Genomic DNA, 25,893 nt, shown 5'->3' with positions numbered 1-25,893 from the left:
AGCCGGCGGCTGTGCCGGCTTTTTCTCTTCTTTATGATTGGTTTACAAGAACGGGCTTTAGTTGATCGAGTGCTTGTTTGAAGTCGCGTTTGAGGTCTTCTCCGTTTTCTACTCCTACACTTAATCGAAGCAGGCCGTCCGTAATCCCTCTTTTTTCTCTTTCTTCTTTTGGCATAGCAGTATGTGACATTTTGGCTGGGTATGACAGAATGGATTCGACGGCGCCAAGGCTGACGGCGAATACTGGTAATGTGACAGCATCCACTAATTTTTTGACCGCTGCTTGGTTTTCTAATTCAAATGAGAGAACTGCTCCAGCTCCGCTCGCTTGCTTTCGCTGAATGTCTGCCCCAGGATGGTCATTTAAGCCTGGATAGTATACTTTTTTCACCGCAGGATGCTCTTTGAGGAATGAAGCGAGTTCAAATGCCGTTTGGCTTGCTTTTTCTAATCTGACTTGAAGGGTTTTTAACCCTCTTAATACGAGCCAGCAATCCTGCACGCCAAGGACCGCACCGAAGGAGTTTTGCAGCGAATAAAGTTCCTCACCCAGTTTCTCGTCTTTCACTACAGCTAAGCCTGACAGTACATCACTGTGACCGCTCAAAAATTTCGTTGCGCTGTGCAGGACTACGTCAACGCCAAGGTCAAGCGGACGCTGAAGAGCGGGTGTTAAAAATGTATTATCTAAAAAAGTCAGACAGTCATGTTCTTTGGCAAGCTGGACGACGCCCCCAATATCCGTAATTCCTAGCGTCGGGTTTGACGGCGTTTCCATGTAAATGACTTTTGTATTCGATTGAATGCCTCTTTTGACTTCATTCAAATCCATCATGTCCACAAAGGTATGCTCAATGCCAAATCGCGAAAGAACTTGAGTAATCATTCTGAAAGTACCGCCATACACATCTCTTGTGACAAGGACGTGATCTCCTTTTGATAATAGAAGAAAAGCAGTTGAGATGGCTGCCATGCCTGATGCAAAAGCAAGCCCTCTTGTTCCTCCTTCTAGCGCCGCAATCGTATCCTCTAATGCTTGACGTGTAGGAGTTCCCGATCTTGAGTAGTCATATTGACCAAAATCATCGAAGCTGCTTTGATGAAAGGTGGATGCATGCTGAATCGGCACACTGACTGCACCTGTTGAACGGTCTGTTTTGAATGCATTATGAACGAGTTGGGTTTCGAATGTCCAATCATGTGTGGTCATTTGGCATGTACCTCCTCTTTTACTTGTGATAGTGCCTGCTTTAAGTCTGCCTTCAGGTCATCTACGTGCTCAATACCAACGGAGAAACGGAGCAGTTTGTTACACACACCGTTTGCAATGCGAATTTCCTCAGGAATATCCATGTGCGTTTGCGTCGCAGGATACGTAATGAAGCTTTCGATTCCGCCAAGACTTTCAGCAAAACAAATCGTTTTCAGCTGCTTTAAAAATGGATTGACCCAGTCCTCTTCGGCTACACGGAATGACAGCATTCCTCCTTTGCCTGGGTAAAGGACATCTTGAATTTCTGGCTGTTTCTTTAAAAACTCAGCTAGCTCCTTCGCATTTGCCTCGTGCTGGCGCATTCTAAGTGCCAGTGTTTTCATCCCTCTCATTAACAGCCATGAGTCAAATGGAGATAAAACGGCGCCAATTGCGTTTTGATGCTGGAACATGTCTTCAGAGAGCTTCTCTCCTTTTGTCACCACAAGCCCGGCAAGAACGTCATTGTGTCCACCTAAATATTTGGTTGCACTATGGATGACAATGTCCGCTCCAAGCGTAATCGGCTTTTGCAAAACGGGTGTGTAAAAGGTGTTATCGACAATGACCAAAGCGCCATGTTCTTTTGCAATCTTCGCTATTTTTTGAATATCCGCTTCCTGCATAAGTGGATTTGTCGGCGTTTCAATAAAGACTGCTTTTGTGTTTGGCGTGATTTTAGAGCGTAAACAGTCTTCATCTGAAAAATCATCGTAAAGAAAACGTAAGCCGTACTTTTTCCATTCGTTTTCAAACAAACGATATGTACCGCCATATAAGTCTGATGAGACGATGAGTTCATCACCGCTTTCAAATAGCGCCATGATCGTTTGGATCGCAGCCATTCCCGAACTGAAGGCAAATCCGGCCGTCCCTTCTTCGAGTGAAGCAATCGCATCCTCTACAAGCTGCCTTGTTGGGTTTTTCGTTCGAATGTAATCAAATCCGGTTGATTCCCCTATGCCTCTATGTCTGTATGCTGTTGAAAGATAAACGGGGGGACTGACCGTACCAGTCGCCTCTTCGCTACGGTTTCCAATTTGCGCTAATGTCGTTTCCACATGTTCTGTCATTTGACACCATCCTAAGTAAAAATCTGATTTCAAAACAGAAAACCCCTTCTTCATAAGAAGAAGGGGTTTTAATCGCTTCCTCTTATCTTCCAAGCAAAAAAGCTGCTTGCTGGATTTAGCACCTTGGTACATCACATGAAGTGATGCATACCGGTTGCTGAGGTTTCAAAGGGCCAGTCCCTCCACCTCTCACGATAAGAATGTGTTGTCTGTCTGTTCTAATTCTTAATACTGTAACGCATTAAATCTCATTTTTCAAGAGGAATCTGAACAATTAATTGAAATTTTCTGTATTTTATAACAGATTCGGTGTTAACTGAATTGATTGCATGTTAGCATATAGGAACAACGCTATTTTTCATGTTACAATGAATGGAAACGTTTCACTTTGTGATGAAATCGGTTAGCTGGAGGAATGGATTATGGTGAAGAAAACAGGCATTATTCAAGAAGAAACCTTACATTCAAAAGAACTTGGGGCGGATATGACCCTTTTGATCTATTTGCCAGTCAATTATTCCCCCCTTTATACATATCATGTCATCATTGCCCAAGATGGTCATGATTATTTCCGCTTAGGAAAAATAGGCAGACAGGCAGAAGAATTGATGCAAAACAAAGAAATGGAACGCTCCATTATCATTGGTGTCCCTTATGAAAATGTCACGGAAAGACGGAATACGTATCATCCAGATGGCACAAAATTTGAAGCATATAAACGCTTTTTAGCAAATGAACTTGTCCCATATATTGATACGCACTATCCAACCTATCAAATTGGCTCAGGACGCACGTTTATTGGTGATTCACTAGGTGCTACGATTTCTCTTATGACAGCGATTGATTATCCTTCTTTATTTGGCGGACTCATTTTGCAGTCTCCTTACGTTGATGATTCAGTCTTAGAAGCTGTTAAACAGTCGACAGCCCTTTCTCATTATGCGATTATCCATCAAATTGGACTGGAAGAAACGGCTGTGAAAACGACAGATGGCCAAGTGCTTGATTTTATTCAGCCAAACGACGATTTAAAGGCACTTCTTGAACAGTCAGGTGCGGATTATTTATTTGAGACATTCGAAGGGGATCATAAATGGACGTTTTGGCAGCCGCTCATTGCGCCTTCGTTAAAAAGAATGCTCCCATATTCGTTAATCAACTGAATTTTGTTATAATAAACAATAATAAATACTTTCTTAATCAGGAGGGAACACGATGAAATACGGAGTTGTTATATTTCCATCAAAAAAATTGCAAGATATTGCGAACTCTTACCGGAAGCGTTATGATCCGAACTATGCACTCATACCGCCTCATTTAACACTTAGAACACCTTTTGAATTAACGGATCTAGAAGCGGCTGAGGTCGTCTCAACGTTAAGAGAGTATGCAAAAAATGTTTCTCCTATTACGTTACGTATTAAAAAATTCAGTTCATTCGCTCCTGTAAACAACGTCATTTATATGAAAGTAGAACCGAACGAGGAAATCATGGCGCTCAATGAAAGATTGTACACAGATCCACTTGCTGGCACACCTGAATATGCCTTTGTTCCGCATGTGACAGTGGCTCAAAAACTATCAGATGATGAGCATTCAGACGTTCTTGGCACATTAAAGCTGAGAAAGATTGACCATGAAGAAACAGTGGATCGCTTCCACCTTTTATATCAATTAGAGAACGGATCTTGGACCGTCTATGAAACATTTATTTTAGGAGAAGAGGGTTAAAGACATTTGAAAACAGTCATCGCAACAGCACAAACACAACGAGAAGATGCATATTACGTTCGAAAAGAAGTATTCGTCAAAGAACAAGAAGTCCCAATAGAGATTGAAATAGATGAACTAGAAGACGAGGCCATTCATTTTGTCATTTATAACGATGAAATGAAGCCTCAAGCAGCCGCTAGATTACGGATCATTGAAGGGCCAAAGGCAAAGCTAGAACGAATTTGTGTGTTAAAAGAGGCGCGTGCTTTCGGCCTTGGCCACAAACTATTAGAAGCGCTGGAAACAGAAGCCATTGCGAATGGAGCGAAGGAAGCAGTTATGCACGCACAAGTCCAAGCTCTTCCTTTCTACGAAAAAAAAGGCTACAAAGCCGTATCTGAACCGTTTGAAGAAGCGGGGATCACACATGTCAAAATGACAAAAACACTGTCTGTTTGACCAAAAGAAAAGCCAGAGCATTCAAGATGCCCTGGCTTTTCTTTCTTTATCATCGTTCGTCAATGGAAGAAAGCGCAATCATTTATATATACGTATTAATATGAACGCCTTTGCCTTCCTCCATAAACATATCTTGTACAAAGCGTTCCCGCTTTTTTTGCTGTACTTTCGTTTCCGCTTCTGTCACTAAGTCCTCTTTTTTCTCCAGCTCTCTGTATATCTTGTCATGAAAGGTGCGAGTAACCTTAGTTACTTTCGCGTAGTCTTCTTTATCCTGAGGAGCAGGACGATTGATATACTGAAAATACAGATCCGGCTGAATCGGGGCTATATATCCCATCAAGAACGCCTCCTTTGCTTCTCTTCTACTCTACTATTCCCTAATTATGACTGTTTGAAACACGTCTCATTTGATATGATTAGATGTGTTTCTTTTTAAGATTGATTAACTATTGGAGGACTAGCTTTGAAATGCGCACGACGACATGATCGAACGATCTCATTACATACGTATTCGAGAGAACATTATCAATTCCTCCATGACGAGGGAAAAAAAGGGCACTTATTCTGCCCATATTGCGGACAACCAGTCTTTTTCAGATTAAATATACATGAAGAACCTGCCTTTATTCATAAACATATGTCTCAGCACGAGCTGTGTGAACAAGCAGAAGAACAAGATAATCAGAAAAAACACGCAGAGCGAGAGGAAAGTGCTTCTTATAAAGAACTTGAGGGCTTCCGTTTTCCAACAGGTAAACAAATCATCTCGCAAACGAATGAATCATATGACTGGCAGGAACCAAGGTCGATTCAATTTAGTGATGCGTTACATTTAGAAGAGAATGAACAAGCACATACCATCGATCTCTTTCCGCATATCACCTTTAGCACACCGCAGCTTCAAGCTGTCACACATAAAGACGGTCCAATGCTGGTGCTGGCTGGCGCTGGCAGCGGGAAAACAAGAGTCCTGACAGCAAGAGCGGCTTATCTCATGTCACATCATCATATTCCTGCCCACCATATCTTACTTGTGACTTTCACCACAAAAGCCAGCAGTGAAATGAAAGAAAGACTGCGCAAGCAATATCAGCTTCATCCATCACAAGCAAGCCAAGTGGTGACAGGCACCTTCCACAGTCTTTTTTATAAAATGCTGCTTCACGATGACGCAAACAAATGGAATGGGCAGCACCTGATTAAGTTTGATTGGCAGAAGGAACAGTACATTCGGAAAGCCATCATGAATGAAGGACTAGATGAAAAAAACTACCCTACCGATCAAGTCCTGCAATCGATCGGCTATTGGAAAAATGCTTTTTTACCAGGTGAGCTTCCTGATTTGAAGGATGAAAAGGAAAAGCACATGTGGACGATCTATCAATCTTATGAACATCAAAAACGAGACAATCAGCAATTTGACTTTGATGACATGGCCATTGCCTGCTTGCACATGCTGACTGAACAGCCTGAACTGCTGGAACGGTATCAAGAACGGTTCAAATATATATTGGTGGATGAATTTCAGGATATAAATCCAGTTCAATATCAATTGATTCAGCTGTTAGCTGGAGAATGTGAGCAGCTATTTTGTGTCGGTGATGATGATCAAGCCATTTATGCCTTTAGGGGCAGTAATCCTGCTTTCATTCTTGAATTCAAACGAGATTATCCTTCGGCTCAGATTGTCCATTTACATGCCAATTATCGGTCGCATCATACAATTGTCGCAAGTGCGGATGCCATTATTAAGAAAAATCAGCATCGTTATGAGAAAACGTTAAAAGCCGTCCGATCGGAGACAATCCCTCCTACGCTCTTTTATCCATATGACGAGGAAGAAGAAGCGACCATGATCGTGGCAGATATTCAGGAGAAAATTAAAAACGGCGCAAAGCCGAATGATATCTGCGTACTCTTTCGCACCAATACGGGAGGCCGCGCGATTTATGAGCGTCTGCATCAATCCGCGATTCCGTATGAGACGGAGGCTGGTGTCAAAGCCTTCTACAGCAGACGAATTGTTCGGGTTCTTCTCGCCTTTCTCTCTTTAAGTCAGGATGCCGATGATGTGGCGGCTATGAAACAGCTGCTTCCGGTTTTCTTTTTAAAGCAGCAGACCTTAAACACAATGAAGGCACTAACCATCACGGAAGATTGTTCAATGGTCGACGCACTCGGAAAACTAACAGATATTCAGCCGTTTCAACAGAAAAAACTGCAATCCATTGTTCCTCTGTTCCGCACGTTACGAAATTTAAAGCCGTCTGATGCTGTGGCGTTTATTGAACAAAAGATGGGACTTGGTGATTACTTAAAAAAACGAGTGAATGATACGAATGTGCTTGAAAAAGGGGCGGATGACGTACGAGATGTAAAAACCGCCGCCAAACGCTTTGAAACGATTGAAGCCTTTCTCGCACATGCCGAACACATGAAATCTGCCGAAAAGGAAAAAACAGACGAACCAGGTGTTCAGCTCATGACGATTCACCGTGCAAAGGGTCTGGAATTCCAAACGGTGTACATCACTTGCGTGGTCGACGGAGCACTGCCTCATGATTTCTCACTTGATGAACTCAGAAACGGTGATGAAGAAGCCTTGGAAGAAGAGCGCCGTTTATTATATGTGGCCATGACAAGAGCTAAACAATCTCTTTATCTATCGGTTCCATCATTTAGACGAGGGAAAACCGCTCATCGCTCGCGCTTTTTATATCCCCTTCTAAAGAAAAACCGAGAATTATTCACAGAAAAACAACAGGCCCCCCTTTAAGCGGAGAGCCTGTTGTTTATTTTTTGTTGTTCATCATTTTAGCGATGGTATTGAAATCAAGCTTTTCTTTTCCACTTGTAATCGATTGAACGATTTTGTCTTCCATTTCTTTCGGTACACGTTTATTCGCAAGCTGCGCTACTTTTTTAATGACGCCTCGAACCGTTGCTTCATCTTTAAAGTTGGCATTTTGCAAAGAACCTGCAAGCTTGAAGACATCGTTCATATTCACACCTGTTTTATTTTCAACGCTTTTAAAGAATTTATTATCCATTCATTTGCCTCCTCTTTGTGGAGTAATCACCTTACTATATGAAAATAGGCGAGATATGTGCCTATCCTAAAGCCTTGTTTGCCCAAAGAGAAAGGAAAGCAAAAGGCTCCCCTATTGCTTCCCTCACCTTCTTACTGTTTAGTTAAAGAAAGAAGCACCAACGATGATTAAAAGGATGAAAAGCACAACGACAAGAACAAATGTTGATCCATATCCGCCGCCATAGCCTCCGCCGTAGCCGCCGCAAGAACCGCCACCGTAACCGTAACAACTCATATATAAGCACCTCCTCTTCTCCCTTACAAAATATGAAAAATACAACAAATGGTTTGGACGATCACATAAAAAAGTGCGGAATTTTTATTTTCGCTGTTTAAAGACGTAATCTGCCTCTCCATGACGTATCATGAATGCTTCTGTTTCTTTCGCAAAAGCATCCATCTTCACGCCAAATGCTTTTAAATGCTCCTCAAGATCCTTCGCTTTATCCGTTAGATCCATTTCAACCTTTTCATGCGCTTGCTCTTTCCCATCATGGGGTTTAGTGAACAAGGAACCGATTAATTGTTCGAATGCATCCATTCTGATCACCCCTTCTTTCTTACATATGCATCACTCAAAAAAAGGGCAACAAAAAACCGGATAAATCCGGCTTTTGTTTTCTCTTCTATTGACGTTTCTTTTTCTTTCCACAGCCGCAGCCTGCTTTTTTAATTTTCTTCGTATAAACAGATTGTTGATTTGACTGCGCTGGATAACCTTGAAGCGTATGTGACGGCGTTTCAGTTGGTTTCATCGCAACCCTTCCTTTCCTATTCCATGATAGTATATGCATTTTTTAAAAGCGTGTCTGATCAGAATGCCTGTTTATTTCACCAGCTTTGAGACGATCGCTTCAATCATGCCTGCTGCTGCGGCAATCGCTAATAGTAAATTAAGCCACATGCTAATGACAGGAAATAATATGTATATCAGAAGTAAAGCAGCAGTGCACCACATGCCAGTACACCAATAACAGCTTAACAGCTCTCCTACCCAAGACCGCAGCCCTTTACCTTTAATGATAATATATGTCTCTACTTCACCTTGTTCATTGACCTCTTCTTGTTCTTCATGAAATAAACGGCGGAAAGGAGCAGTAATGGTATCAAACACAATGAGCCTCGTCAGTCTAAACGATGCGAGGGCAAACACGACAAATGACAAAGCACCGCTCAGGAGCCTCCACCTCCTTCTTTCTTTTTTTTGCGTCCTTTCTTTATATATGCAAAAAGAAAGACCGCCATGATGAATCGAGCGGAAATAAAATTGGGTTGTACTTTTTCACACTTTCCGATTCCACCTTGAGCCTCTGCTGCATTAAATAATGTATAGATAAGAAAGGAGTGAAAGTATTGTCTATTGAAGAAAGTGCTGATTTATTATACACACAACTGTTAAACGAAATAATCAGCAATTATGATGATTTCATTGAGATCAAAGATTCCGAAAATGTCACAATTCATAAAACAGATGTAACAGCCGCACTCTCCCTTCAAGCGACCGTAACGACAATCATTACTCTTTTAATCCAACTTCTTGTACCAGACGATGAATTGGCTACAGACATCACAGATCAGCTTTTAGCCACACAACAAGTGACAGTCCAAAAGAAAACTGTGATCCAAATCATCAATTGCTATAACGTCACGATTACATTATCAGATGCATCTATTATGAACTCTGTCCAAATTCTCACTCAAACATTGAATGTACTATTAGTTGAAGCCGGCATTCTTTGACCCTTTCTTTTTCTAACATTATGTATGAAAGAGGTGAAATAATCGTGGCTGAAGAGAACGAAAAAAAGGAATTCCAAATCAACACCGATGTTGATCCATTAACGAGCCTTCTTGTAAGTGATATTTTAAACAAAAACAATATCACAGATGATCAGAAAGCAAATATTTCAGATGATCAAAGAAGAATGATTTTGAAATTAGTTGAGGACTTACAAAAGAAAGCAGATGACTTCGTACAGCAACAGCAGGAGAAAAAAAGGCAGGCTGAGGCAGCAACACATGTGGAAGAAGCAGAGCCTGAACCGCAAGTACGTCCAAAACGCAATTCACTTCGAGATCGTATTCAGCAGCGCCGTGATGCGCAGCGAAACAACGATTAAATAAAAATGGGTTGCCTGCTAGGGTAAATGCCCGAGACAAAACCATTCATTGCAGCATTTAATAAAGTAAACGGAAGGAGGAATAGAAATGGAATCTAAACCATACTCTTGGGTCGCTCTAGATCGTAACTGTACACACCACGGCGATTACAACAACTACGAAAGAAAAGCAGTTTGTGACGGCCACTATTATGATGATGAAGATGTCTTACAAGACTTTGATCAAGTGAGTTTTACAAAGCAGACGTCTGAGGAAGTCATTATCGTCAGAGACTCTTGTGACATTAACGTATCTTCTGTTGACGCACAGGTTGCAGCATCTATCCAAGTAGCTGTTCAAACAGCGATCATCACCATTACAAATATCTCAATCGCAGACGGTGATTTAGCAGACCGCGTCACACAGGATCTTTTACAAGCCGCTACTCACAAACAAACAAACCGCCAAAAACTTGTTATCGAAAATTCAAGAAACGTTACAGTATCGACAATCGATGCGGACATCTCGATCGCAATCCAAACACTTACTCAAACACTTGTTGCGACAATCGTTGCAATCGGTATCCTCTAATGTCCAAAAGCAGAGCGAAAAGCTCTGCTTTTCCTTTTATAAAAATACAACAAATATAAATAGTCATTTACCCACACCAACTAGAGGGCGCATACATATGTTGTTAAGGACTAAAGTCAAATACCTTGTTAAAGGAGCTGAAATCCATGAGCTGCGGAAAACACCATGGCCGACATGATGAAAACTGTGTATGCGATGCGGTTGATAAGATTTTAGCAGAGCAGGAAGCTGTAGAAGATAAATGTCCTACGAGCTGCTACAGTAATTTATTAAGCCCAACCGTTTCTGGAAAAGATACGATTCCGTTTTTACTTTTCGATAAAAAGGGCGGATTGTTTTCTACTTTCGGAAACATTGGAGGATTTGTTGACGATTGCCAATGCTTCGAATCCATTTTCTTCCGGGTTGAAAAATTACACGACTGCTGTGCTACGTTATCTGTATTAAGACCTGTTGATGTACACGGACATACGCTGAGCGTTTGTCACCCTTGTGACCCTGACTTCTTTGGTTTAGAGAAAACGGACTTTTGTATCGAGGTTGATCTAAACTGCTTCTGCGCGATCCAATGTTTAAACCCAGAGCTTGTCGACAGAGTCATGCCATCGAAAGATAAAAAGCATCATCACCACGGCTAAATCAATCGTCCGTTGACCTAACTTGTCATGAGTCAAAGCATCCCCTTCCTTACGAATGACAGCCAATCATGCGGAGCAGTCAGCATAAGAGCTGCCGCTTCCGCATTGATTGTAAGTAGAAGTATCAACCGGCAAAACAAAAAGCTTGTAGATGATGACAGTGCTCAAACACTCAAACAAATTTCCTAGTATAGGAGGGTTGATTATGAGCCGCAAACATTCATGGAATTGTGTAGCAGAGGCTGTTGAAAATATTAACGACTTACAAAATGCCGTCGAAGAAGAATGCCCGACCAGCTGTTACAGCAATCTCCTTTCTTCATCCCATTCATTAGGTGACACTGTCCCGTTTGTTCTCTTTACATCCAAATCAAAACCATTCGTCGCATTCGGAAACGTTGGAGAAGTAGATGCAGGTCCTTGTTTCAGCACTACATTTTTCAGAGTCGAACACATCTCTGACCACTGCGCAACACTCAGCTTGCTTATCGCATTTGACAAAGACCGTCATATTTTAGATTTTACAGATAAAGACTCCGTATGTGATGTGTTCCGATTAGAAAAATCGAAGTATTGCATTGAAGTAGATCTTGACTGCTTCTGTGCAATCGAGTGCTTAAATCCACGACTCATCAACCGTAACTGCTAACAAAAAAAGTCCCTCTATGGGACTTTCAGGCTGTCGAGAAAATCTCGACAGCTTTATTTTTTTCCTTAAAGTTTCCATTCCCCCGTTTTATAATAGAGAAAAGCATACTAAAGGAAGGTGTTTTTCTCATGTTCCACACTAGAAATTCTTCTCAGCACGAAGCCGAATTTGTATTGCTAGATCAACTGGTCGAAGAGGATCACCTGCTTCGTAAAATTGATCAGTACATTGACTTTTCATTTATCGTAGATAAAGTAAAACCGTATTATAGCGAGAATAAAGGTCGTCCTTCTCTTGATCCACTTATTTTATTCAAAATGATGTTTATCGGATACCTGTACGGTATCCGTTCTGAAAGACAACTTGAAAAAGAAATTTACTATAACATGGCGTATAGATGGTTTTTAGGTTTGAACATCAATGACCCCGTTCCCCACCACTCGACCATTAGCTGGAATCGTCGTACTCGATTCAAAGATACAACGATTTTTCAAGACATTTTTGATGAAATTGTGCTTCAAGCCATTAATCATGATATGGTAGGAGGCCGCGTTCTTTTTACTGATTCGACTCATCTTAAAGCCAATGCCAATAAACATAAATATACGAGAAAAACGATTGAACAAGATACTCAGAACTATATAAATGATTTAGAAGAAGCGATCCAAGAAGATCGAGTGGCACACGGAAAAAAGCCCTTAAAGGTAAAAGAGGAGGTGAAAACGAAAAAAGACATTCGTCAAAGTACGACTGACCCTGAAAGTGGCTATCTTTATCGTGAAAATAAACCAGAAGGCTTTTTCTACCTAGACCACCGTACAACGGATATGAAGTACAATATCATCACGGATGCCCATGTCACGCCCGGCAATATCCATGACTCTGTTCCGTATCTTGATCGATTGGATCACCAAATCGCCCGATTTGGTTTTCAAGTAGAAGCTGTTGCCCTTGATTCTGGTTATTTGACAACCCCAATCTGTAAAGGTTTATCCGATCGCCGTATTTTTGGTGTCATCGCACATAGACGCTTTCATCCAACAAGAGGATTATTTGAGAAGTGGAAATTTCAGTATGACTCTGAACATGATCACTACATATGCCCAAATGGTGAGAAGCTATTATATACAACAACTGATCGAAAAGGTTATAGGTTCTACAAGTCAGATCCTAAAAAATGCGTATCGTGTCCTTTCCTTGAGCGCTGTACAAGATCGAAAAATCATCAAAAAGTGATCTCAAGACATGTATGGGAGGAACACAAAGAAAAGATCAGACAAAATCGTCTGTCTGCCTCTGGAAAAGAGCTATATCAAAAAAGAAAAGAAAAAATAGAGCGAAGCTTTGCAGATTCAAAACAACTGCATGGGCTTCGCTACTGCCGGTTGAGGGGAAAACAAAATGTGAGTGAGCAAGTGCTTCTCACAGCTGCCTGTCAGAACATGAAGAAGATTGCCATACACCTAGCGAAGCTAGGCTAGGTGTGTGGGAGGCCTTTTTCATTAAATCTCATCCATCATCATTACGATGAAAATAAAAAAGATTGTAGAAAAACATGAGTTTCTCTACAATCTGAAAGTCCCTCTATGGGACTTTTTTTTATTTGTTAAAAGCCAAGCGGATGAATTGAGGAAATTTCATCTATTGCTAATTCAACTGGATTTCCCCCGCCTGCTGTTCGAATGACCACTGTATCTTCTTTTCGATCCATGATAATCCCTCTATATGTTTTACCAGCAGCTTCAATCAGGCAAAGGGCTCTTGGCATATTATGAGGCAGGCTTGTGAGAAAATCGACTTTTTCGTCAATGCTCATCTGACTTAAAGGCTTTTTCACTCGTTTTCTTCTAGGTTCTTCTTTTGTTTCATGAAATACACCTTCTGGCGGCTTCTCCTCTTCTCGCTGAGGTTTTTGTTCTTGTATAAGCTCTGGTTCTTTTATGATGTCTTGTTCTTGGGTAAGCTCTGCTTCTTGCATCATGTCTTGCTCTTGCTGACGCTCAGGCGGCTTTGCTTCTTTTTTCTTCTCGATTTCTTGAGCCACGGGTTCCTCGTGTGTACTTTCTTCGACCTTGTCTTTTTTACTCTTAGAAATTTCTTGTGGTTTTTCTGATTTCTTTCGCTTTCTCACAATATTTTGCATGGCCGGCATTGATTCATCATAGCTCGGCTGAACAATATACATAAGCGGCTTCTGGTTCTCATCACCTTTATTTGACATACTAATCCCTCCCGATTGATTCATTCCTTATATATATGAGCGGACGACTCAAATCAGAAGAAAAATAAAAAACAGCATACCCTTATTCGGTATGCTGCAAATCATTTAGTTGTTTAGCGAGCAATGATATGGAAGCCAGAATCAACATGCAGATTCTCACCTGTCATGCCGCGTGATAGATCACTGAATAAGAATAGAGCTGTATCGCCAACTTCTTCAGGAGTCGTTGTACGACGAAGCGGTGCACGCTCTTCAATATCCTTCAGAATGGTATTAAAGCCGCTGATGCCTTTTGCAGACAGCGTACGGATTGGACCAGCAGAAATACTATTCACACGAATACCTTCTGCGCCTAAATCAGCTGCTAAGTATTTCACACTTGCTTCAAGTGCTGCTTTCGCTACACCCATTACGTTGTAGTTAGATACCACACGCTCTCCGCCTAGGTATGTAAGCGTGACAATGCTTCCACCTTCTGTCATCAATGGACGTGCTGCTTTTGCTACAGCTGTTAAAGAGTATGCACTAATGTTGTGCGCCAAAAGGAAACCTTCACGGTTCGTGTTTAAGTATTCACCGACAAGCTCTTCTTTGTTTGCAAATGCAATCGCATGCGCAACGCCATGAATGACTTGTACTTTTTCTTTAATTGTAGCGAAACATTTTTCGATTTCTTCGTCACTTGTCACGTCACATGGAAGAATGATTGAATCATCACGCTCAAGTGTGCTTGCAAGTTCTTTTACAGATTCAGCAAGACGATCTCCAACATAAGTAAAAATCAAACGAGCTCCAGCTTCGTGAAGTGAGCGGGCAATTCCCCAAGCGATGCTTCGTTTATTGGCAACACCCATTACCACGATATTACGGCCTTCTAAAGAAAAGTTCATATGTAATAAAGCCTCCTATTTTTTCAAGACATAGTATTAGTACCTGATCATAATATTATCACAGATCACGAGAGAATGACAATTTCCGCTGAAAGAAAGTTTCTTTTTCATCAAAAAACCGTCCTCGCAAATGAAGACGGTTCGATTCTCTTATCGTTTGAGCCGGTTTTGCTGATAAGCAAAATGGTTGGTAGGTCCGTGTCCAGCCCCAATATTTAAAGGGAACTTGATGGCTTCATGGACAAAGGTTTCTGCTGTGTCAAAAGCCTCCCTCATGGAGGATCCTTTCGCTATTTCAGCTGTTAACGCCGCTGCAAACGTGCAGCCTGTGCCATGTGTATGCGGTGTATCAATATGTTCATTTGTGACTTCTATAAAGCCTTTTCCATCATACAATAGGTCTGTAATCAACCCGCCAGATGGACCGTGACCGCCTTTGATCACGACATGCTTCGTACCAAGCTCATATAAACGCTCCGCTGCTAGATAGCGATCCTCTTTTGTCTGAATGCGCATGCCTGTCAGCACTTCTGCCTCAGGAAGATTCGGCGTTACGGCATAGCTGATAGGCAGCAAGTGTGTTTTCAACGCTGAGACCGCATCTTCATTTAATAAAGAAGCGCCTCCTTTTGCGATCATCACTGGATCGACAATGAGCTTCATGTCATATTGAACCGTTTTTTCAGCAACTATCTTGATCATGTCTGCGCTCCACAGCATTCCTGTTTTGACGGCATCTGGCAGTAAATCCTCTGCCACTGCATCAATTTGACTTTCTAACGCCTCGTTTGAAAGCGGATATACTCCGTGAACACCTAGTGTGTTTTGTGCTGTAATCGCTGTGATCGCAGACATTCCGAACACACCGAGCTCCTGAAAGGTTTTTAAATCAGCTTGAATGCCTGCTCCGCCGCCAGAATCAGAACCTGCAATTGTGAATGCTTTTTTGATCGTCATTTCATCACACCTCTCATTAGCCAATCCATTGATGATAAATGGTTCTTGCTTTTGCCACATCATTTGTGCCATGGACAAGGGCTCTGCCGTCTTTAAATAAGACAAGCTTATATTCATTCTTTTGACAGGAAAGCAAATACGGATTTTCAAGAACATCCATCCCTGCTTTCTTTAACCGAAGAGCCACTTCGTGTAACGACGGCGGGGTTTCGGCTGCACTGCGGATTTGGACCGTATTGCGGCCGCATAGTACATCTGCTTTCGCTCTCTTGTCATAGGAGAGAAAAGGATATGTCTTCAGTCCGCAGCTTGGACATTGTTTCTTCTTTAAGGAGCTGGTTGATCGGATGTCAGACCGCTCATTGGTCCATAAATCAAACGATCTTAAAATTGGCGTCACTTGATGACCTGTTAAATACTTCAGGGCATCTGCCACTTGATATGCTGCCACCTGCTGCACAACTGGACTAATGATACCGGCTGTATCACATGTCATGCCCTGTGCAGGTAAATGTTCAAGCAGACAGTGTAAACACGGCGTTTCACCAGGAATGACAGTAAATTGAATACCATAGCTGGCGACACAAGCTCCATAAAGGAATGGAATTTGATGTTTCACAGCAGCATCATTAGCGATCATTCTCACCTCGAAATTATCCGCTGCATCGACAATAATTGAAGCGCCGCTGACTAGTTCATCAATATGTTCAGCGGTCACATCGACGACGATTCCTTTGACCTGCACGTCACTATTTATCTGTTTGAGTCTATTTTCAGCCGCCACGGCCTTTGGCAGCCGATCCTGCACATCTTGCTCTGTGTAAAGCTGCTGACGCTGAAGGTTGCTCCATTCAATATAATCTCGATCTAAAATGGTGACAGACCCAACGCCAGCACGAACGAGCATTTCCGCACTAGCTGTTCCAAGCGCTCCCGCACCAATAATGACAGCCTTTGAGTCATTTAACCGCTTTTGCCCCTCTATGCCAATTGGCTGAAAGAGCTCTTGTCGTGAATAGCGTGTGCTCAAAATGCCGGCATTCCTTCCTGCGGACTGCTTGCTGTCCCATAGTTTTTCAAAGGAATACGTCCCGCCTCGAAGCCTAGCCTTCCTGATTCAATCGCCAGCTTCATGGCTTTTGCCATTTTCACAGGGTCCTTTGCACCTGACACAGCGGTGTTCAGTAATACAGCGTCAGCCCCTAGCTCCATCGCATAAGCCGCATCCTTTGGAGAGCCTACACCAGCATCAATAATCACCGGTACCTTTGCCTGCTCGATAATAAATGAGAGATTCAGAGGGTTTAGTAAGCCTTGCCCTGAACCAATCGGCGAAGCACCTGGCATGATGGCATGGACACCAAGCTCTTCTAATTTTCTTGCCAGTACCACATCATCAGATGTATATGGAAGCACGATAAATCCTTCTTCGAGTAGCATTTCGGATGCTTTTAACGTTTCGACTGGATCTGGCAGAAGAGACCTTGAGCAGCCAATGACTTCTACCTTGATCATGTCACACAGTCCAGAAGCCTTCGCTAAACGAGCAATTCGAACTGCCTCTTCCGCTGTACTAGCACCAGCTGTATTCGGAAGCAGCGTATATTTTGATAAATCAAGCTGCTCCAAAAAGTTTGGCTGAGATGCTTCGAAAATGTTCATTCTTCTCACAGCAAAGGTTAATATTTCTGCTTCTGATACGTTCACGGCTTCTTTTTGAACTTCAAATGATGGGTACTTCCCTGTACCAAGTAATAATCTAGATGTGAATGTTTTCCCGCCAATGTGCAGCATGTTGTCATCCTCCTCCTACAAAGTGAACGATTTCGATCGTGTCATTAGGTTCAATTTTCACTTGTTGAAACGCTTCTTTATCAATAATTTCTTGGTTCTTTTCCACAATCACTACTCGATTTTCAAGCTGATAGTCTGATAGCAGGTCATAGATCGTTCCATTCTCTTGTTCGAAATCAACGATTCTGCCATTCAATTGAATTTTCATACAAACAGTGCCTCCTTTCGGCCAATACGAAATGCGTGAAGCCATTCCGTTTTGACCGGCTCACCTAATATCAGGTCGCGAATGATTTCTCCAGTAATCGGGGCAAGTAAAATGCCATTTCTGTAATGCCCTGCAGCAAAAAGAATACGCTGATCTTCTGGATGTCTACCAATGTAGGGATGCCGGTCGCTTGTCGCCGGACGAAGGCCAGCCCAGCACTGATCAATCGGCATCTCCTTGATCGAAGGCATCAGCTGTGACGCCTTTTGAATGACAGCTTCGATGCCGCCCAGCGTCGGAACAGTTTGCCACTCGTTTGGCTTCATCGTTGCGCCAACGACCAGTTTGCCGCTATCTCGTTGAACGATGTAACAATGATCATGATAAATGGTGTGTTGGAGTGCTGGACCATGATTCCATACAGACACACATTCCCCTTTTACTGGATAAAGAGAATGAGATAATCCAAGCTCTTCAAAAAAACGGCCAGACCATACACCACTTGCTACAGTGAGATCATCACATGTGAATGTTCCCTTCGTTGTTCTAATCGCTAACTCTTCTTTCTCCCGCTTCACTTCGATCACGGGTGTACACTCTTTCACTTCTGCCCCGTACCTGACCGCCGCCTGCCAAAATGCCCGGCATACCGCATAAGGTTCGACATGAACATCCTCTTTAATCAAACCTGCTCCTAAAATGTTCTCTGCTATTTGAGGCATGCATTTTTTTACGCTGCTTGCGTCAAGCCACTCAAATGTAGACAAATGCTGCATCCGGCAAAGTGCTTGTTTCTCCTCTTCTGAAAAGGCTACCTTCATGATACCGCCCGCTGATGTTCGAATATCAATGCCAGATTCATGCTGTAGATCGACTTTTAACTTTTCGTACAATGCCTGGCTTGCTCTGCCTACTTGAAAAAAAATATCCTCATGACCCTCTCCTTCAGCATGTGCACCGAGCATCCCAGCAGCCGCACTTGTTGTTTGCTTCCCTACCTCATTCGCCTCAAGTAAAACGACCTGCTTTCCTGCTTTTGCAAGGTGATAGGCAATGGACATCCCTATGATTCCACCACCAATGATTGCAACATCATAATGCTTCTTCATAAGGATGCTCCTTTACTTGTTTAGAAAATGCTTGTGCCATCTTGCGCGGCTGATGATGAGTAAAAATTCCAGACATGACAGCAATCCCTTTCACATTCGCATGTCTCAATTCTGGAATGCGGTCAGGTGTCACACCACCGATCGCCACGACTGGAATAGATAGTAGAGATGTCAGTTCTTTCACAAGCTGTACGCCTCTTGCCTGAAGTCCTGGTTTACAAGTGGTGTCATATACGTGCCCAAATATGACATACTCTGCTCCATTTTTCTCAGCTGCTTTCCCTTCTTCTATCGAATGAACAGAGACGCCCGCATGAAGATGAGGGAATTTTTTCCGCAGCTCTTTTGGCGAAAAGCTATGGCCCGGAAGATGTACCCGGTGAATATTGGTGAGCAGCGCAACGTCTACTCTGTCGTTGATGATGAGCTTCTCTTTCGGTACACCTTCTAAAAGGAGACCTTTCACGAGATCAACAAGCTCACTTGCTGTTTTAGACCGTTCCCGGATATGAATAAAATCCACTTCAGGTGCAATGTTTTTTATTTGTTTGATCAGCTCACCCGCAGGAAGCGAATCATTTGTCACTGCGTGGAGTTCCATTTGCACCAACCCCATCTAAACATGCTGTTTGCCACAATTCTTTTTGATACGCCATCTCCCAGAAATGGTATTCGTAATAGCTAGAAATCACAAAATTTTCTTTCATATTGGCCCGTACATGTTCTGGTGCTTTTTCGGCTAGTTCATCAAAGCGGTTGACCTGTTCAAAGACGAGTTCCTTAAACCAATCCCCTCCATATGTCAAAATCCATTCTTGATAAATCGGATGGTCAGGTGTGGTTTGTTTCAGCTTTTCACCCACCTCATAATAAAGCCAGTAGCACGGCAATAACGCAGCTAAAATCTCTTCGAATCGTCCACTTTTCACAGACCGGTACATATGTGAGGTATACGCGTAAGCAGTGGGAGAAGGCTTAAAGTTTTCGATGGCTTCATCTGAAATCTCTAAAAGCTCTGTAAACTTTCTATGCAGCGACAGCTCCGCTTCATACGTTCCCTGCGCATGATACGCCATTCTGCCCGTCGTATGTAAGTCCTCACTAATCGCCGCTCCATATGCTTGCACCTTTGCAAAATGAGTTAAATAATATGAATCCTGCATCACATAATACGTGAAACGATCGAGTGACAGTGTGCCATCTCCAATCCCTTTCACAAAGGGGTGTGTAAAGCTTCCATTCCACCATGTTGCTGCTGCTTCTTTACATTCAATTGAAAACGTCATGTTCCTCTCCTCCTGTTTTTCCATATAAAAAAGCCACTTTCCGCGTGGAAAGTGGCTTGGAATTTGTCAAAAACATAGTCAAAAACCGCACCACTTCCCTACGCAGGTATGAACCTGTTCAGGTAATGAGGGTCTAAAAGTCGATACTTTTATCTCAGCCCTTTTAAAGGACTCCCCTAGTGGATCAAATATATGATGTTGTACTTCTATCTTAATCAGGAATTGTTCATTGGTCAAGGGTTCATTCTCACTCTAATTGGGCTCTAAGTCCTGCTACATACTCACGAGAGCCCGACACAAGCACACGGTCACCGCTTCTAAGCGTCGTATCTCCATGTGGGACTAAACTGTCTACCCCTCTGAAAATACGGACAAAGACCAAATCGCCGGTAAACGGAAATTCCCTCAACATGACATTGTGATAGCGATGATTATTCATTTGAATTTGATACAAGGAAGTATCCTCATTTGTTAATAATCGAATCGCATCCGGTGCTTCAATCAAGGCTCTTAGCACCGTTTTAGATGATAGGAAATTAGAAAACGTATCAATGCCCGCTTCCTTCAATGTCAGCTCTGCCTCAGCTTTGCTCACACTCGCAATGACTTGTTTCGCTCCTTCTTCCTTTGCAAATAAAGCAATTTTCTTATTTTTCGTCTCACTGCCTGTTGCGACGACGAGGACATCCTCCTGGCCGACGCCTGCCTTTCGCAGCGTCTCATCATCGTACTCTTCAATCGATTCGACTTCAAAGGTGGAGTCGGCAAGCATCGCTTCTTTATTTTCTTGAAAGACATGCAAAATTCGAATATCATATTCATCCTGATGTAAATCGAGTGTGACAGGTAAGGTCAGCTGATTTGCACCAATAAAGGTCACACGTTTTTTATGGCTCGCAGCTTGTTCTTTTTTAAACAGCGCTTTAAACCAAACTGGCGTTAAAATACTCGTGAGTATCGCAACTAAAATCAGCGCGCCGGACATTTTATGATCAATGACTCCGAGCCGCTCCCCGATCGTCGCAGCTGCAATGACGAGTGATAATGTCGATGTTAATAAAAAGCCAGAACCGATCACTTTTTTCATGTCATACCATTTTTTCAAATAAAGAATCGGGATGAGCTTACTAATCAGTAATGCAATAAATAGCAGCGGGATCATGATCATAATGGTTGGGTCCTTGAACAGTGCCCATATATTCAAATCCACGCCGACCATCACAAAGAAGATGGGGATCAAAAACCCGTAGCCAAATGAATCCAGTTGCTGGACAAGCTCTTTATTCGGCGAAAGAAGGGACACAAGTACGCCCGCTAAAAACGCTCCAAGAATATTTTCAGCACCGAGTGATTCAGATAAGGCAACTAAGACTATAATGAGAGTAAAGATCGCCCTTGTCCCAATTTGCACGGTCCCTTTTGACATGGACTGAAAAATTGACTTTGTCTTAAATACGCGGCCAAATAAATAAAGAAGGATGCCCGCAGCAAATAATAAGAGCAGAAGCCACATATTCCCTGTACCATCGCCATAAATGGAGGAAAATACAGCAAGTAAAATCATCGTCACCAAATCAGCAATGACAGCGACAAGCAAGATGATTTGACCGATATTCGTCTGCATCAACTTTTCCTCTTTTAAGGTGGGAACCACTACCCCTAATGAGATCGTCGATATAATAAGCGTCATTAAAAAGGCATTTTGGATAAACCCTGCAAGGACAAACGCATAGGACAGAATAAAAGAAATACTAAATACGCCAAGAAAAACAATAGTGGCTGCTTTAAACGTATTCGGTTCTTTTAGACCATTTGGTAGTTCTCGTGCTTTCTTCTTTGACTCGAAAGAAGAAAAATCTATTTCAAGTCCACTTAAAAACATCAGAAAAATAAAACCGAGCATGGATAACGTATCTAACCATGCATCATGTTCAACAACCAGCTGAAGACCGCTTTTTCCAATGATGAGCCCCATGATGATTTCAGCAACAACGACCGGAATGGTCAGCTTAAATCGGTGCAATAAAAGTGGGGTGAAAAAGGCGACAATAATAACGACAACGAGTGATGAAACAGATGTATGCTCCATTGGCTAAAGCCTCCTAACATTGATGTTTAATCTTCTAAGGTTTACGTTAAAGCATTGATTCTAACAATTGCCTAAACGAAAAGAAAGCCATTCGTTATATGTTCTAAAATTCAAACTTCTTTAGCCCCGATGAATGGATGAGAAAAATCAGGAGGAAATCTTATGGAATTTGATATCATTGGTGATATCCACGGCTGCTACGAAGAGCTGCTTACCCTCATACACAAACTAGGATACGAACTCAAACATGGATTACCCGTCCATCCTGATAAGAGAACGCTAGCCCTTGTCGGTGATTTAACAGATCGAGGACCTCAGTCAGTAGATGTGATGCGATTTGTCATTCATGCCTACTCACACGGCGCGATCCGCTACGTACCTGGCAACCATTGCTTTAAGCTTTATCGTTATTTAAAAGGAAATCCGGTGAAATTACTTCATGGCATCGAAACCACAGTGAACGAAATAAAAAAGCTGCCCCTTCATGAACAAACCAAATTGTCACATGAATTTAAGCAGCTATTTGAGAAGGCTCCGCTTTACGATGTACTTATTCCTGATGAACTGATGATTGCTCACGCAGCGATGAAGGAAAAGGACATTGGTAGAAAGCCGAACAAACAGATGCGATCCTATCTATTATTTGGCGCAGTCACAGGAGAGACGTGGCCGGATGGACGACCTGTGCGGAAGGATTGGGCAAAAGAATATCGCGGAAAACCATGGATTGTCTACGGACATACACCAGTGAAAGAACCACGATTTGTTGGCAGAACTGTCAACATTGATACAGGCTGCGTATTTGGCCACCGGCTGTCTGCCCTCAAATATCCTGAGCTTGAAACGGTTTCTGTTCCTTCCTCTATGCCTTATGACGATTCAAGGTTTCAGCATTTCACATCATAAAAAAACCCGGCCCTGCGCTTGCAGGTAGCCGGGTTTCTCTATTTAAAGCAGCAATGATTTCATGTCTTCTGGAAGCGGAGCCGAAAATGTCATTACCTCTCCAGTCATCGGATGAGGAAAGACAAGAGTCTCACTATGCAGTGCCTGCCGGTTCATCCGCTCACTCGTTCCGCCATATAACGTATCTCCGATGAGTGGGTAACCAAGATACTGCATATGAACACGAATTTGATGGGTTCTCCCCGTTTCAAGTGCTAGCGTCACATCTGACATGTTCAACTCAGCGTCCACCGCTCGCACTGTAAAATGCGTCACAGCTTCCTGTCCAGTATCATCGACCATTCGCTCAATGATACTATCTCCTTTTCGGGCAATTTTTGCACGAATGGTTCCATGCTTTTCTTTGATCATGCCATGTGTAAACGCTCTGTATGTTCGTTTGACCGCTCCACTTTTCTGCGCTTTTGATAAAAGGCTGTGGGCAAAACGATGCTTGGCCACAAGCATGACGCCAGATGTATCACGATCCAGACGATTCACTAAATGAACTGTCAGCCGAACAGACTGCTCTGCATAATGGTGCAGCAACCCATTTGCAATACTGTGCTCTGGGTGCTCCCTAGAAGGAATGGACGGGATATATGGCTTTTTATTTAGCACAAGGACATGCTCGTCCTCAAATAAAATATCAAGCGGAATCGGAGCAGGCTTTAGCCCTTCACTCACTTTTTCCTGTGGGAATAAAATGGTGAGCCTGTCTCCGTTATGCAGCTTGTATCTCACAGTCACATGCTCTCCATTAATGAGAAGATCACCGCCATCAAATTTAATATCCGTCAGCATTCTTTTCGAAATGCCAATATCTATTAAATAATCCTTTAAAAGCAGCCCTTCTTCTTTGGCTGTCATGGTTTTGTTTAGTGTAAAGTATTCCAGCGAGAACGACCTCTTTCTTATTCTCCTTTTCCGATAAAGGAATCTTGCACCCTTTTCCAAAACGGAAATGGTCTAAATCGGGCAAAGCGGACATTCTCGTCTGCTACCCGGCATTGAATGGATTTGACATCCTTATGAAGCAGCGTCAAATGATCAATGGTTACCTGAAAATCGACATCATTCCTCGGCTTTATGACACAAGTATGGTGGTCTGGTAAAATAAGCGGCGAACCGACCGTTCGAAACACTCTGTTATTGATTGAAGCCATTTCTGCCAGCTGAATGGCTCTAATGGAAGGATGAATAATGGCGCCCCCAAGTGCTTTATTATAGGCTGTACTGCCAGATGGTGTAGACAGACAAAGACCGTCACCTCTGAATGTTTCAAACAGCTGACCCCTAATTTCAACATCTGCCACAAGTGTCCCTTCCATACTTTTAATCGTACATTCATTCATGGCTAAATATTTCTCTTCTCTGCCACCGTCGTTGTATCTGACAATGACTTCTAAGATCGGATATTCCACAATGTGATAAGGGGTTTTCGCAATAGCTAAGACGAGTTTTTCAATTTCACTTGGCACCCAGTCAGCATAAAAACCAAGATGACCTGTATGAACACCGACAAAAGCTGTTTCATTCAGACGGTCGCTATAACGGTGAAACGCATAAAGAAGGGTGCCGTCTCCACCAACCGTAATGACAAGATCTGGTTCCTCTTCATTGAGTTCCATCCCGAAATCCAATAAATAGGTCTGAATTTTACTTTTGAGTGTGTCAGATACAGAATTCCCTTTCGAAGAAACTGCAAATTTCATGAATTCTTCTCCTTTTCTACCTTGCTGCTATGAGAGGGCAGCATCATATTTGATCAAGCACAGGCTCAGCTATCGTTTTTCTTTTTCCGGGAAAATGCCACTTGTGCTTCTTGAATTTCCCCTCTAATTTCAGACATCTCATCATCAAGAAGAGATGCTGCCTCAGAAGCTCTTTGAAGGCGCAGCTTGACTTTTTCCGGGATATTCCCGCTATATTTATAATTCAGAGAATGCTCAATGGTCGCCCAAAAGTTCATCGCAAGTGTACGAATTTGGATTTCGACGAGGAGCTGCTTCTCTCCGTTGATCGTTTGCATCGGATATAACACAACAAGGTGGTACGAACGGTATCCGCTTTCTTTATGCTCTGCAATATAGTCGCGTTTATCAACAACCACAAAGTCTTTTCGTGACTGGAGCATTTTTTTCACGACTTGTATGTCTTCTACAAACTGGCACATAATGCGAAGCCCAGCAATATCCTGCATCGTTTCGATTTCATGCATTGGGATGTTTTTACGCTTTGCCTTTTCTAATATGCTGGCAACAGGTTTCACTCGGCCTGTAACAAATTCTACTGGTGAATGGTCATCCTCGAATTCATATAGCTTTCGAATGCCTTTTAGTTTCACTTTTAATTCTTCGACTGCTTGTTTATACGGTGCGAGGAATTGATCCCATTGTTTTTTGTCCATGAAACTTCCCCCAATTCCATATACCTAATTATTTCAGAGGAATGTGCTCTTCACTTTCTCTTCCATATCTCCGTAATTGGCATTGTCTTTAATATTGTCGATTAAATAATGTAATTCTTGATGAAGCTGAATGAGTTCTAACGAATGTCCTCCCGCTGTCAAATAGACAGGGATGTCAAGATTCATTGCTTCTTTTAATGGAGCCCATGTATGTTCCCCTAAGATAAGATATGAAAAGGACTGCTCGTTTTCAAGTATGTAAACGAACGCAAAGTGATCAGAATCAACAAGCATTTGTCCTGATGCTTTTGCTTTTTGGATTTGCTCTTCTGACTTGGTCGTCAAAATCAGCCTGTCTTCTTTTAAAGTTGCTTCTGCGATTTCAATTCGGTTTTGCATCATGATCTCCTTTACA

33 protein-coding genes and 2 riboswitches are annotated in these 25,893 nt (G+C 42.4%); of the genes, 11 read left to right on the top strand and 22 right to left on the bottom strand.

Annotated features, from left to right (window positions below):
• Nucleotides 1–31: 31 nt before the first annotated feature.
• Nucleotides 32–1,210, bottom strand: a complete 1,179-nt coding sequence (gene metC, locus MHI33_RS06755; RefSeq protein WP_340910112.1) for a cystathionine beta-lyase — start codon at nt 1,208–1,210, stop codon at nt 32–34.
• A complete protein-coding gene (locus MHI33_RS06750; protein WP_044140432.1) occupies nt 1,207–2,325 on the bottom strand; it encodes a methionine biosynthesis PLP-dependent protein in 1,119 nt (372 codons plus the stop codon). Before MHI33_RS06750 ends, metC begins: the two co-directional genes overlap by 4 nt.
• Before the next feature lie 79 nt (nt 2,326–2,404).
• Nucleotides 2,405–2,526: riboswitch (SAM riboswitch) on the bottom strand.
• A 221-nt stretch (nt 2,527–2,747) separates the two neighbouring features.
• Between MHI33_RS06750 and MHI33_RS06745 the strand changes: the two genes are divergently transcribed.
• The 3 genes from MHI33_RS06745 to MHI33_RS06735 are packed head-to-tail and all read left to right on the top strand — an operon-like array spanning nt 2,748 to nt 4,497.
• On the top strand, nt 2,748–3,488 hold the full coding sequence (locus MHI33_RS06745) for an alpha/beta hydrolase (protein ID WP_044140431.1): 741 nt from the start codon (nt 2,748–2,750) through the stop codon (nt 3,486–3,488).
• 52 nt (nt 3,489–3,540) lie between these two features.
• Nucleotides 3,541–4,056 carry a YjcG family protein gene (locus MHI33_RS06740; RefSeq protein WP_044140430.1) on the top strand — a complete coding sequence of 172 codons (516 nt, stop codon included), beginning with the start codon at nt 3,541–3,543 and terminating at the stop codon, nt 4,054–4,056.
• A gap of 6 nt (nt 4,057–4,062) precedes the next feature.
• A complete protein-coding gene (locus tag MHI33_RS06735; RefSeq protein ID WP_044140428.1) occupies nt 4,063–4,497 on the top strand; it encodes a GNAT family N-acetyltransferase in 435 nt (144 codons plus the stop codon).
• 82 nt (nt 4,498–4,579) lie between these two features.
• On the opposite strand, the gene MHI33_RS06730 is transcribed toward MHI33_RS06735, so the two are convergent.
• Entirely contained in the window at nt 4,580–4,837 is a 258-nt protein-coding gene (locus MHI33_RS06730; protein ID WP_065098845.1) for a hypothetical protein, read from the bottom strand.
• A gap of 126 nt (nt 4,838–4,963) precedes the next feature.
• On the opposite strand from MHI33_RS06730, the gene MHI33_RS06725 reads away from it, so the two are divergent.
• Nucleotides 4,964–7,276 carry a UvrD-helicase domain-containing protein gene (locus MHI33_RS06725; RefSeq protein WP_283924325.1) on the top strand — a complete coding sequence of 771 codons (2,313 nt, stop codon included), beginning with the start codon at nt 4,964–4,966 and terminating at the stop codon, nt 7,274–7,276.
• 16 nt (nt 7,277–7,292) lie between these two features.
• On the opposite strand, the gene MHI33_RS06720 is transcribed toward MHI33_RS06725, so the two are convergent.
• The 5 genes from MHI33_RS06720 to MHI33_RS06700 form a co-directional block, all read right to left on the bottom strand.
• A complete protein-coding gene (locus MHI33_RS06720; protein WP_003212292.1) occupies nt 7,293–7,550 on the bottom strand; it encodes a stage VI sporulation protein F in 258 nt (85 codons plus the stop codon).
• Between the two features lie 138 nt (nt 7,551–7,688).
• Nucleotides 7,689–7,826, bottom strand: a complete 138-nt coding sequence (locus MHI33_RS06715) for a YjcZ family sporulation protein (RefSeq protein ID WP_003212017.1) — start codon at nt 7,824–7,826, stop codon at nt 7,689–7,691.
• An 84-nt stretch (nt 7,827–7,910) separates the two neighbouring features.
• A complete protein-coding gene (locus MHI33_RS06710) occupies nt 7,911–8,132 on the bottom strand; it encodes a hypothetical protein (RefSeq protein WP_044140426.1) in 222 nt (73 codons plus the stop codon).
• Between the two features lie 85 nt (nt 8,133–8,217).
• Nucleotides 8,218–8,346 carry a hypothetical protein gene (locus MHI33_RS06705; protein WP_265209154.1) on the bottom strand — a complete coding sequence of 43 codons (129 nt, stop codon included), beginning with the start codon at nt 8,344–8,346 and terminating at the stop codon, nt 8,218–8,220.
• Between the two features lie 71 nt (nt 8,347–8,417).
• Nucleotides 8,418–8,768: a DUF1360 domain-containing protein gene (locus MHI33_RS06700; RefSeq protein ID WP_044140434.1), complete on the bottom strand. Its 351-nt coding sequence runs from the start codon at nt 8,766–8,768 to the stop codon at nt 8,418–8,420.
• A gap of 176 nt (nt 8,769–8,944) precedes the next feature.
• Here MHI33_RS06700 and MHI33_RS06695 point away from each other — a divergent pair, with 176 nt between their 5' ends.
• The 6 genes from MHI33_RS06695 (at nt 8,945) to MHI33_RS06670 (ending at nt 13,050) form a co-directional block, all read left to right on the top strand.
• On the top strand, nt 8,945–9,331 hold the full coding sequence (locus MHI33_RS06695) for a spore coat protein (RefSeq protein ID WP_340910102.1): 387 nt from the start codon (nt 8,945–8,947) through the stop codon (nt 9,329–9,331).
• Between the two features lie 44 nt (nt 9,332–9,375).
• Nucleotides 9,376–9,711, top strand: a complete 336-nt coding sequence (locus MHI33_RS06690) for a spore coat protein (RefSeq protein WP_340910099.1) — start codon at nt 9,376–9,378, stop codon at nt 9,709–9,711.
• A gap of 88 nt (nt 9,712–9,799) precedes the next feature.
• Nucleotides 9,800–10,282 (top strand): spore coat protein, encoded by a 483-nt coding sequence (locus MHI33_RS06685; RefSeq protein ID WP_340910095.1) that lies wholly within the window; start codon nt 9,800–9,802, stop codon nt 10,280–10,282.
• Nucleotides 10,283–10,428: 146 nt separating this feature from the next.
• Nucleotides 10,429–10,920, top strand: a complete 492-nt coding sequence (locus MHI33_RS06680) for a CotY/CotZ family spore coat protein (protein ID WP_003211658.1) — start codon at nt 10,429–10,431, stop codon at nt 10,918–10,920.
• A 205-nt stretch (nt 10,921–11,125) separates the two neighbouring features.
• The gene (locus MHI33_RS06675) at nt 11,126–11,569 is read left to right on the top strand and encodes a CotY/CotZ family spore coat protein (protein WP_044140422.1); all 444 of its coding nucleotides are present in this window, start codon (nt 11,126–11,128) and stop codon (nt 11,567–11,569) included.
• Between the two features lie 128 nt (nt 11,570–11,697).
• On the top strand, nt 11,698–13,050 hold the full coding sequence (locus tag MHI33_RS06670; RefSeq protein ID WP_265209170.1) for an IS1182 family transposase: 1,353 nt from the start codon (nt 11,698–11,700) through the stop codon (nt 13,048–13,050).
• A 125-nt stretch (nt 13,051–13,175) separates the two neighbouring features.
• Here MHI33_RS06670 and MHI33_RS06665 read toward each other — a convergent pair whose 3' ends face one another.
• The 10 genes from MHI33_RS06665 to MHI33_RS06620 all read right to left on the bottom strand — a co-directional run bounded on the left by MHI33_RS06665 (nt 13,176) and on the right by MHI33_RS06620 (nt 22,123).
• Nucleotides 13,176–13,790, bottom strand: coding sequence for a CotO family spore coat protein (locus MHI33_RS06665; RefSeq protein ID WP_113768430.1), 615 nt, complete (start codon nt 13,788–13,790; stop codon nt 13,176–13,178).
• 113 nt (nt 13,791–13,903) lie between these two features.
• The gene (gene fabI / locus MHI33_RS06660) at nt 13,904–14,680 is read right to left on the bottom strand and encodes an enoyl-ACP reductase FabI (protein ID WP_003211867.1); all 777 of its coding nucleotides are present in this window, start codon (nt 14,678–14,680) and stop codon (nt 13,904–13,906) included.
• A 150-nt stretch (nt 14,681–14,830) separates the two neighbouring features.
• The gene (gene thiD / locus MHI33_RS06655; RefSeq protein ID WP_340910092.1) at nt 14,831–15,637 is read right to left on the bottom strand and encodes a bifunctional hydroxymethylpyrimidine kinase/phosphomethylpyrimidine kinase; all 807 of its coding nucleotides are present in this window, start codon (nt 15,635–15,637) and stop codon (nt 14,831–14,833) included.
• Nucleotides 15,638–15,653: 16 nt separating this feature from the next.
• Nucleotides 15,654–16,667: a thiazole biosynthesis adenylyltransferase ThiF gene (locus MHI33_RS06650; RefSeq protein ID WP_113768428.1), complete on the bottom strand. Its 1,014-nt coding sequence runs from the start codon at nt 16,665–16,667 to the stop codon at nt 15,654–15,656.
• Entirely contained in the window at nt 16,664–17,431 is a 768-nt protein-coding gene (locus MHI33_RS06645; RefSeq protein WP_034322849.1) for a thiazole synthase, read from the bottom strand. Before MHI33_RS06645 ends, MHI33_RS06650 begins: the two co-directional genes overlap by 4 nt.
• A 4-nt stretch (nt 17,432–17,435) precedes the next feature.
• Nucleotides 17,436–17,639: a sulfur carrier protein ThiS gene (gene thiS, locus MHI33_RS06640; protein ID WP_044139614.1), complete on the bottom strand. Its 204-nt coding sequence runs from the start codon at nt 17,637–17,639 to the stop codon at nt 17,436–17,438.
• Entirely contained in the window at nt 17,636–18,748 is a 1,113-nt protein-coding gene (thiO, locus tag MHI33_RS06635; protein ID WP_044139615.1) for a glycine oxidase ThiO, read from the bottom strand. Before thiO ends, thiS begins: the two co-directional genes overlap by 4 nt.
• Nucleotides 18,732–19,349: a thiazole tautomerase TenI gene (gene tenI / locus MHI33_RS06630; RefSeq protein WP_044139616.1), complete on the bottom strand. Its 618-nt coding sequence runs from the start codon at nt 19,347–19,349 to the stop codon at nt 18,732–18,734. The genes thiO and tenI overlap by 17 nt, the downstream gene beginning before the upstream one ends.
• Nucleotides 19,324–20,034 carry a thiaminase II gene (gene tenA, locus MHI33_RS06625; protein WP_106065000.1) on the bottom strand — a complete coding sequence of 237 codons (711 nt, stop codon included), beginning with the start codon at nt 20,032–20,034 and terminating at the stop codon, nt 19,324–19,326. The genes tenI and tenA overlap by 26 nt, the downstream gene beginning before the upstream one ends.
• A gap of 78 nt (nt 20,035–20,112) precedes the next feature.
• Nucleotides 20,113–20,222: riboswitch (TPP riboswitch) on the bottom strand.
• Nucleotides 20,223–20,281: 59 nt separating this feature from the next.
• Nucleotides 20,282–22,123, bottom strand: coding sequence for a monovalent cation:proton antiporter family protein (locus MHI33_RS06620; RefSeq protein ID WP_340910080.1), 1,842 nt, complete (start codon nt 22,121–22,123; stop codon nt 20,282–20,284).
• A 162-nt stretch (nt 22,124–22,285) separates the two neighbouring features.
• On the opposite strand from MHI33_RS06620, the gene prpE reads away from it, so the two are divergent.
• Complete coding sequence (prpE, locus tag MHI33_RS06615; protein ID WP_113768423.1) at nt 22,286–23,029, top strand: bis(5'-nucleosyl)-tetraphosphatase PrpE; 744 nt, start codon at nt 22,286–22,288, stop codon at nt 23,027–23,029.
• A gap of 42 nt (nt 23,030–23,071) precedes the next feature.
• Here the strand turns inward: prpE and MHI33_RS06610 are convergent, their stop codons facing one another.
• The 4 genes from MHI33_RS06610 to MHI33_RS06595 form a co-directional block, all read right to left on the bottom strand.
• The gene (locus MHI33_RS06610) at nt 23,072–23,938 is read right to left on the bottom strand and encodes an RluA family pseudouridine synthase (RefSeq protein ID WP_340910078.1); all 867 of its coding nucleotides are present in this window, start codon (nt 23,936–23,938) and stop codon (nt 23,072–23,074) included.
• Between the two features lie 44 nt (nt 23,939–23,982).
• The gene (locus MHI33_RS06605) at nt 23,983–24,783 is read right to left on the bottom strand and encodes an NAD kinase (RefSeq protein WP_003211364.1); all 801 of its coding nucleotides are present in this window, start codon (nt 24,781–24,783) and stop codon (nt 23,983–23,985) included.
• A 65-nt stretch (nt 24,784–24,848) separates the two neighbouring features.
• Nucleotides 24,849–25,478 carry a GTP pyrophosphokinase gene (locus tag MHI33_RS06600; protein WP_044139621.1) on the bottom strand — a complete coding sequence of 210 codons (630 nt, stop codon included), beginning with the start codon at nt 25,476–25,478 and terminating at the stop codon, nt 24,849–24,851.
• 33 nt (nt 25,479–25,511) lie between these two features.
• The gene (locus MHI33_RS06595) at nt 25,512–25,877 is read right to left on the bottom strand and encodes a UPF0738 family protein (RefSeq protein ID WP_044139623.1); all 366 of its coding nucleotides are present in this window, start codon (nt 25,875–25,877) and stop codon (nt 25,512–25,514) included.
• Nucleotides 25,878–25,893: the final 16 nt, after the last annotated feature.

The organism is Bacillus sp. FSL K6-2971 (assembly GCF_038006405.1).
Classification (GTDB): domain Bacteria; phylum Bacillota; class Bacilli; order Bacillales; family Bacillaceae; genus Bacillus; species Bacillus pumilus.
This window is presented reverse-complemented; position numbering and strand designations above follow the sequence as displayed.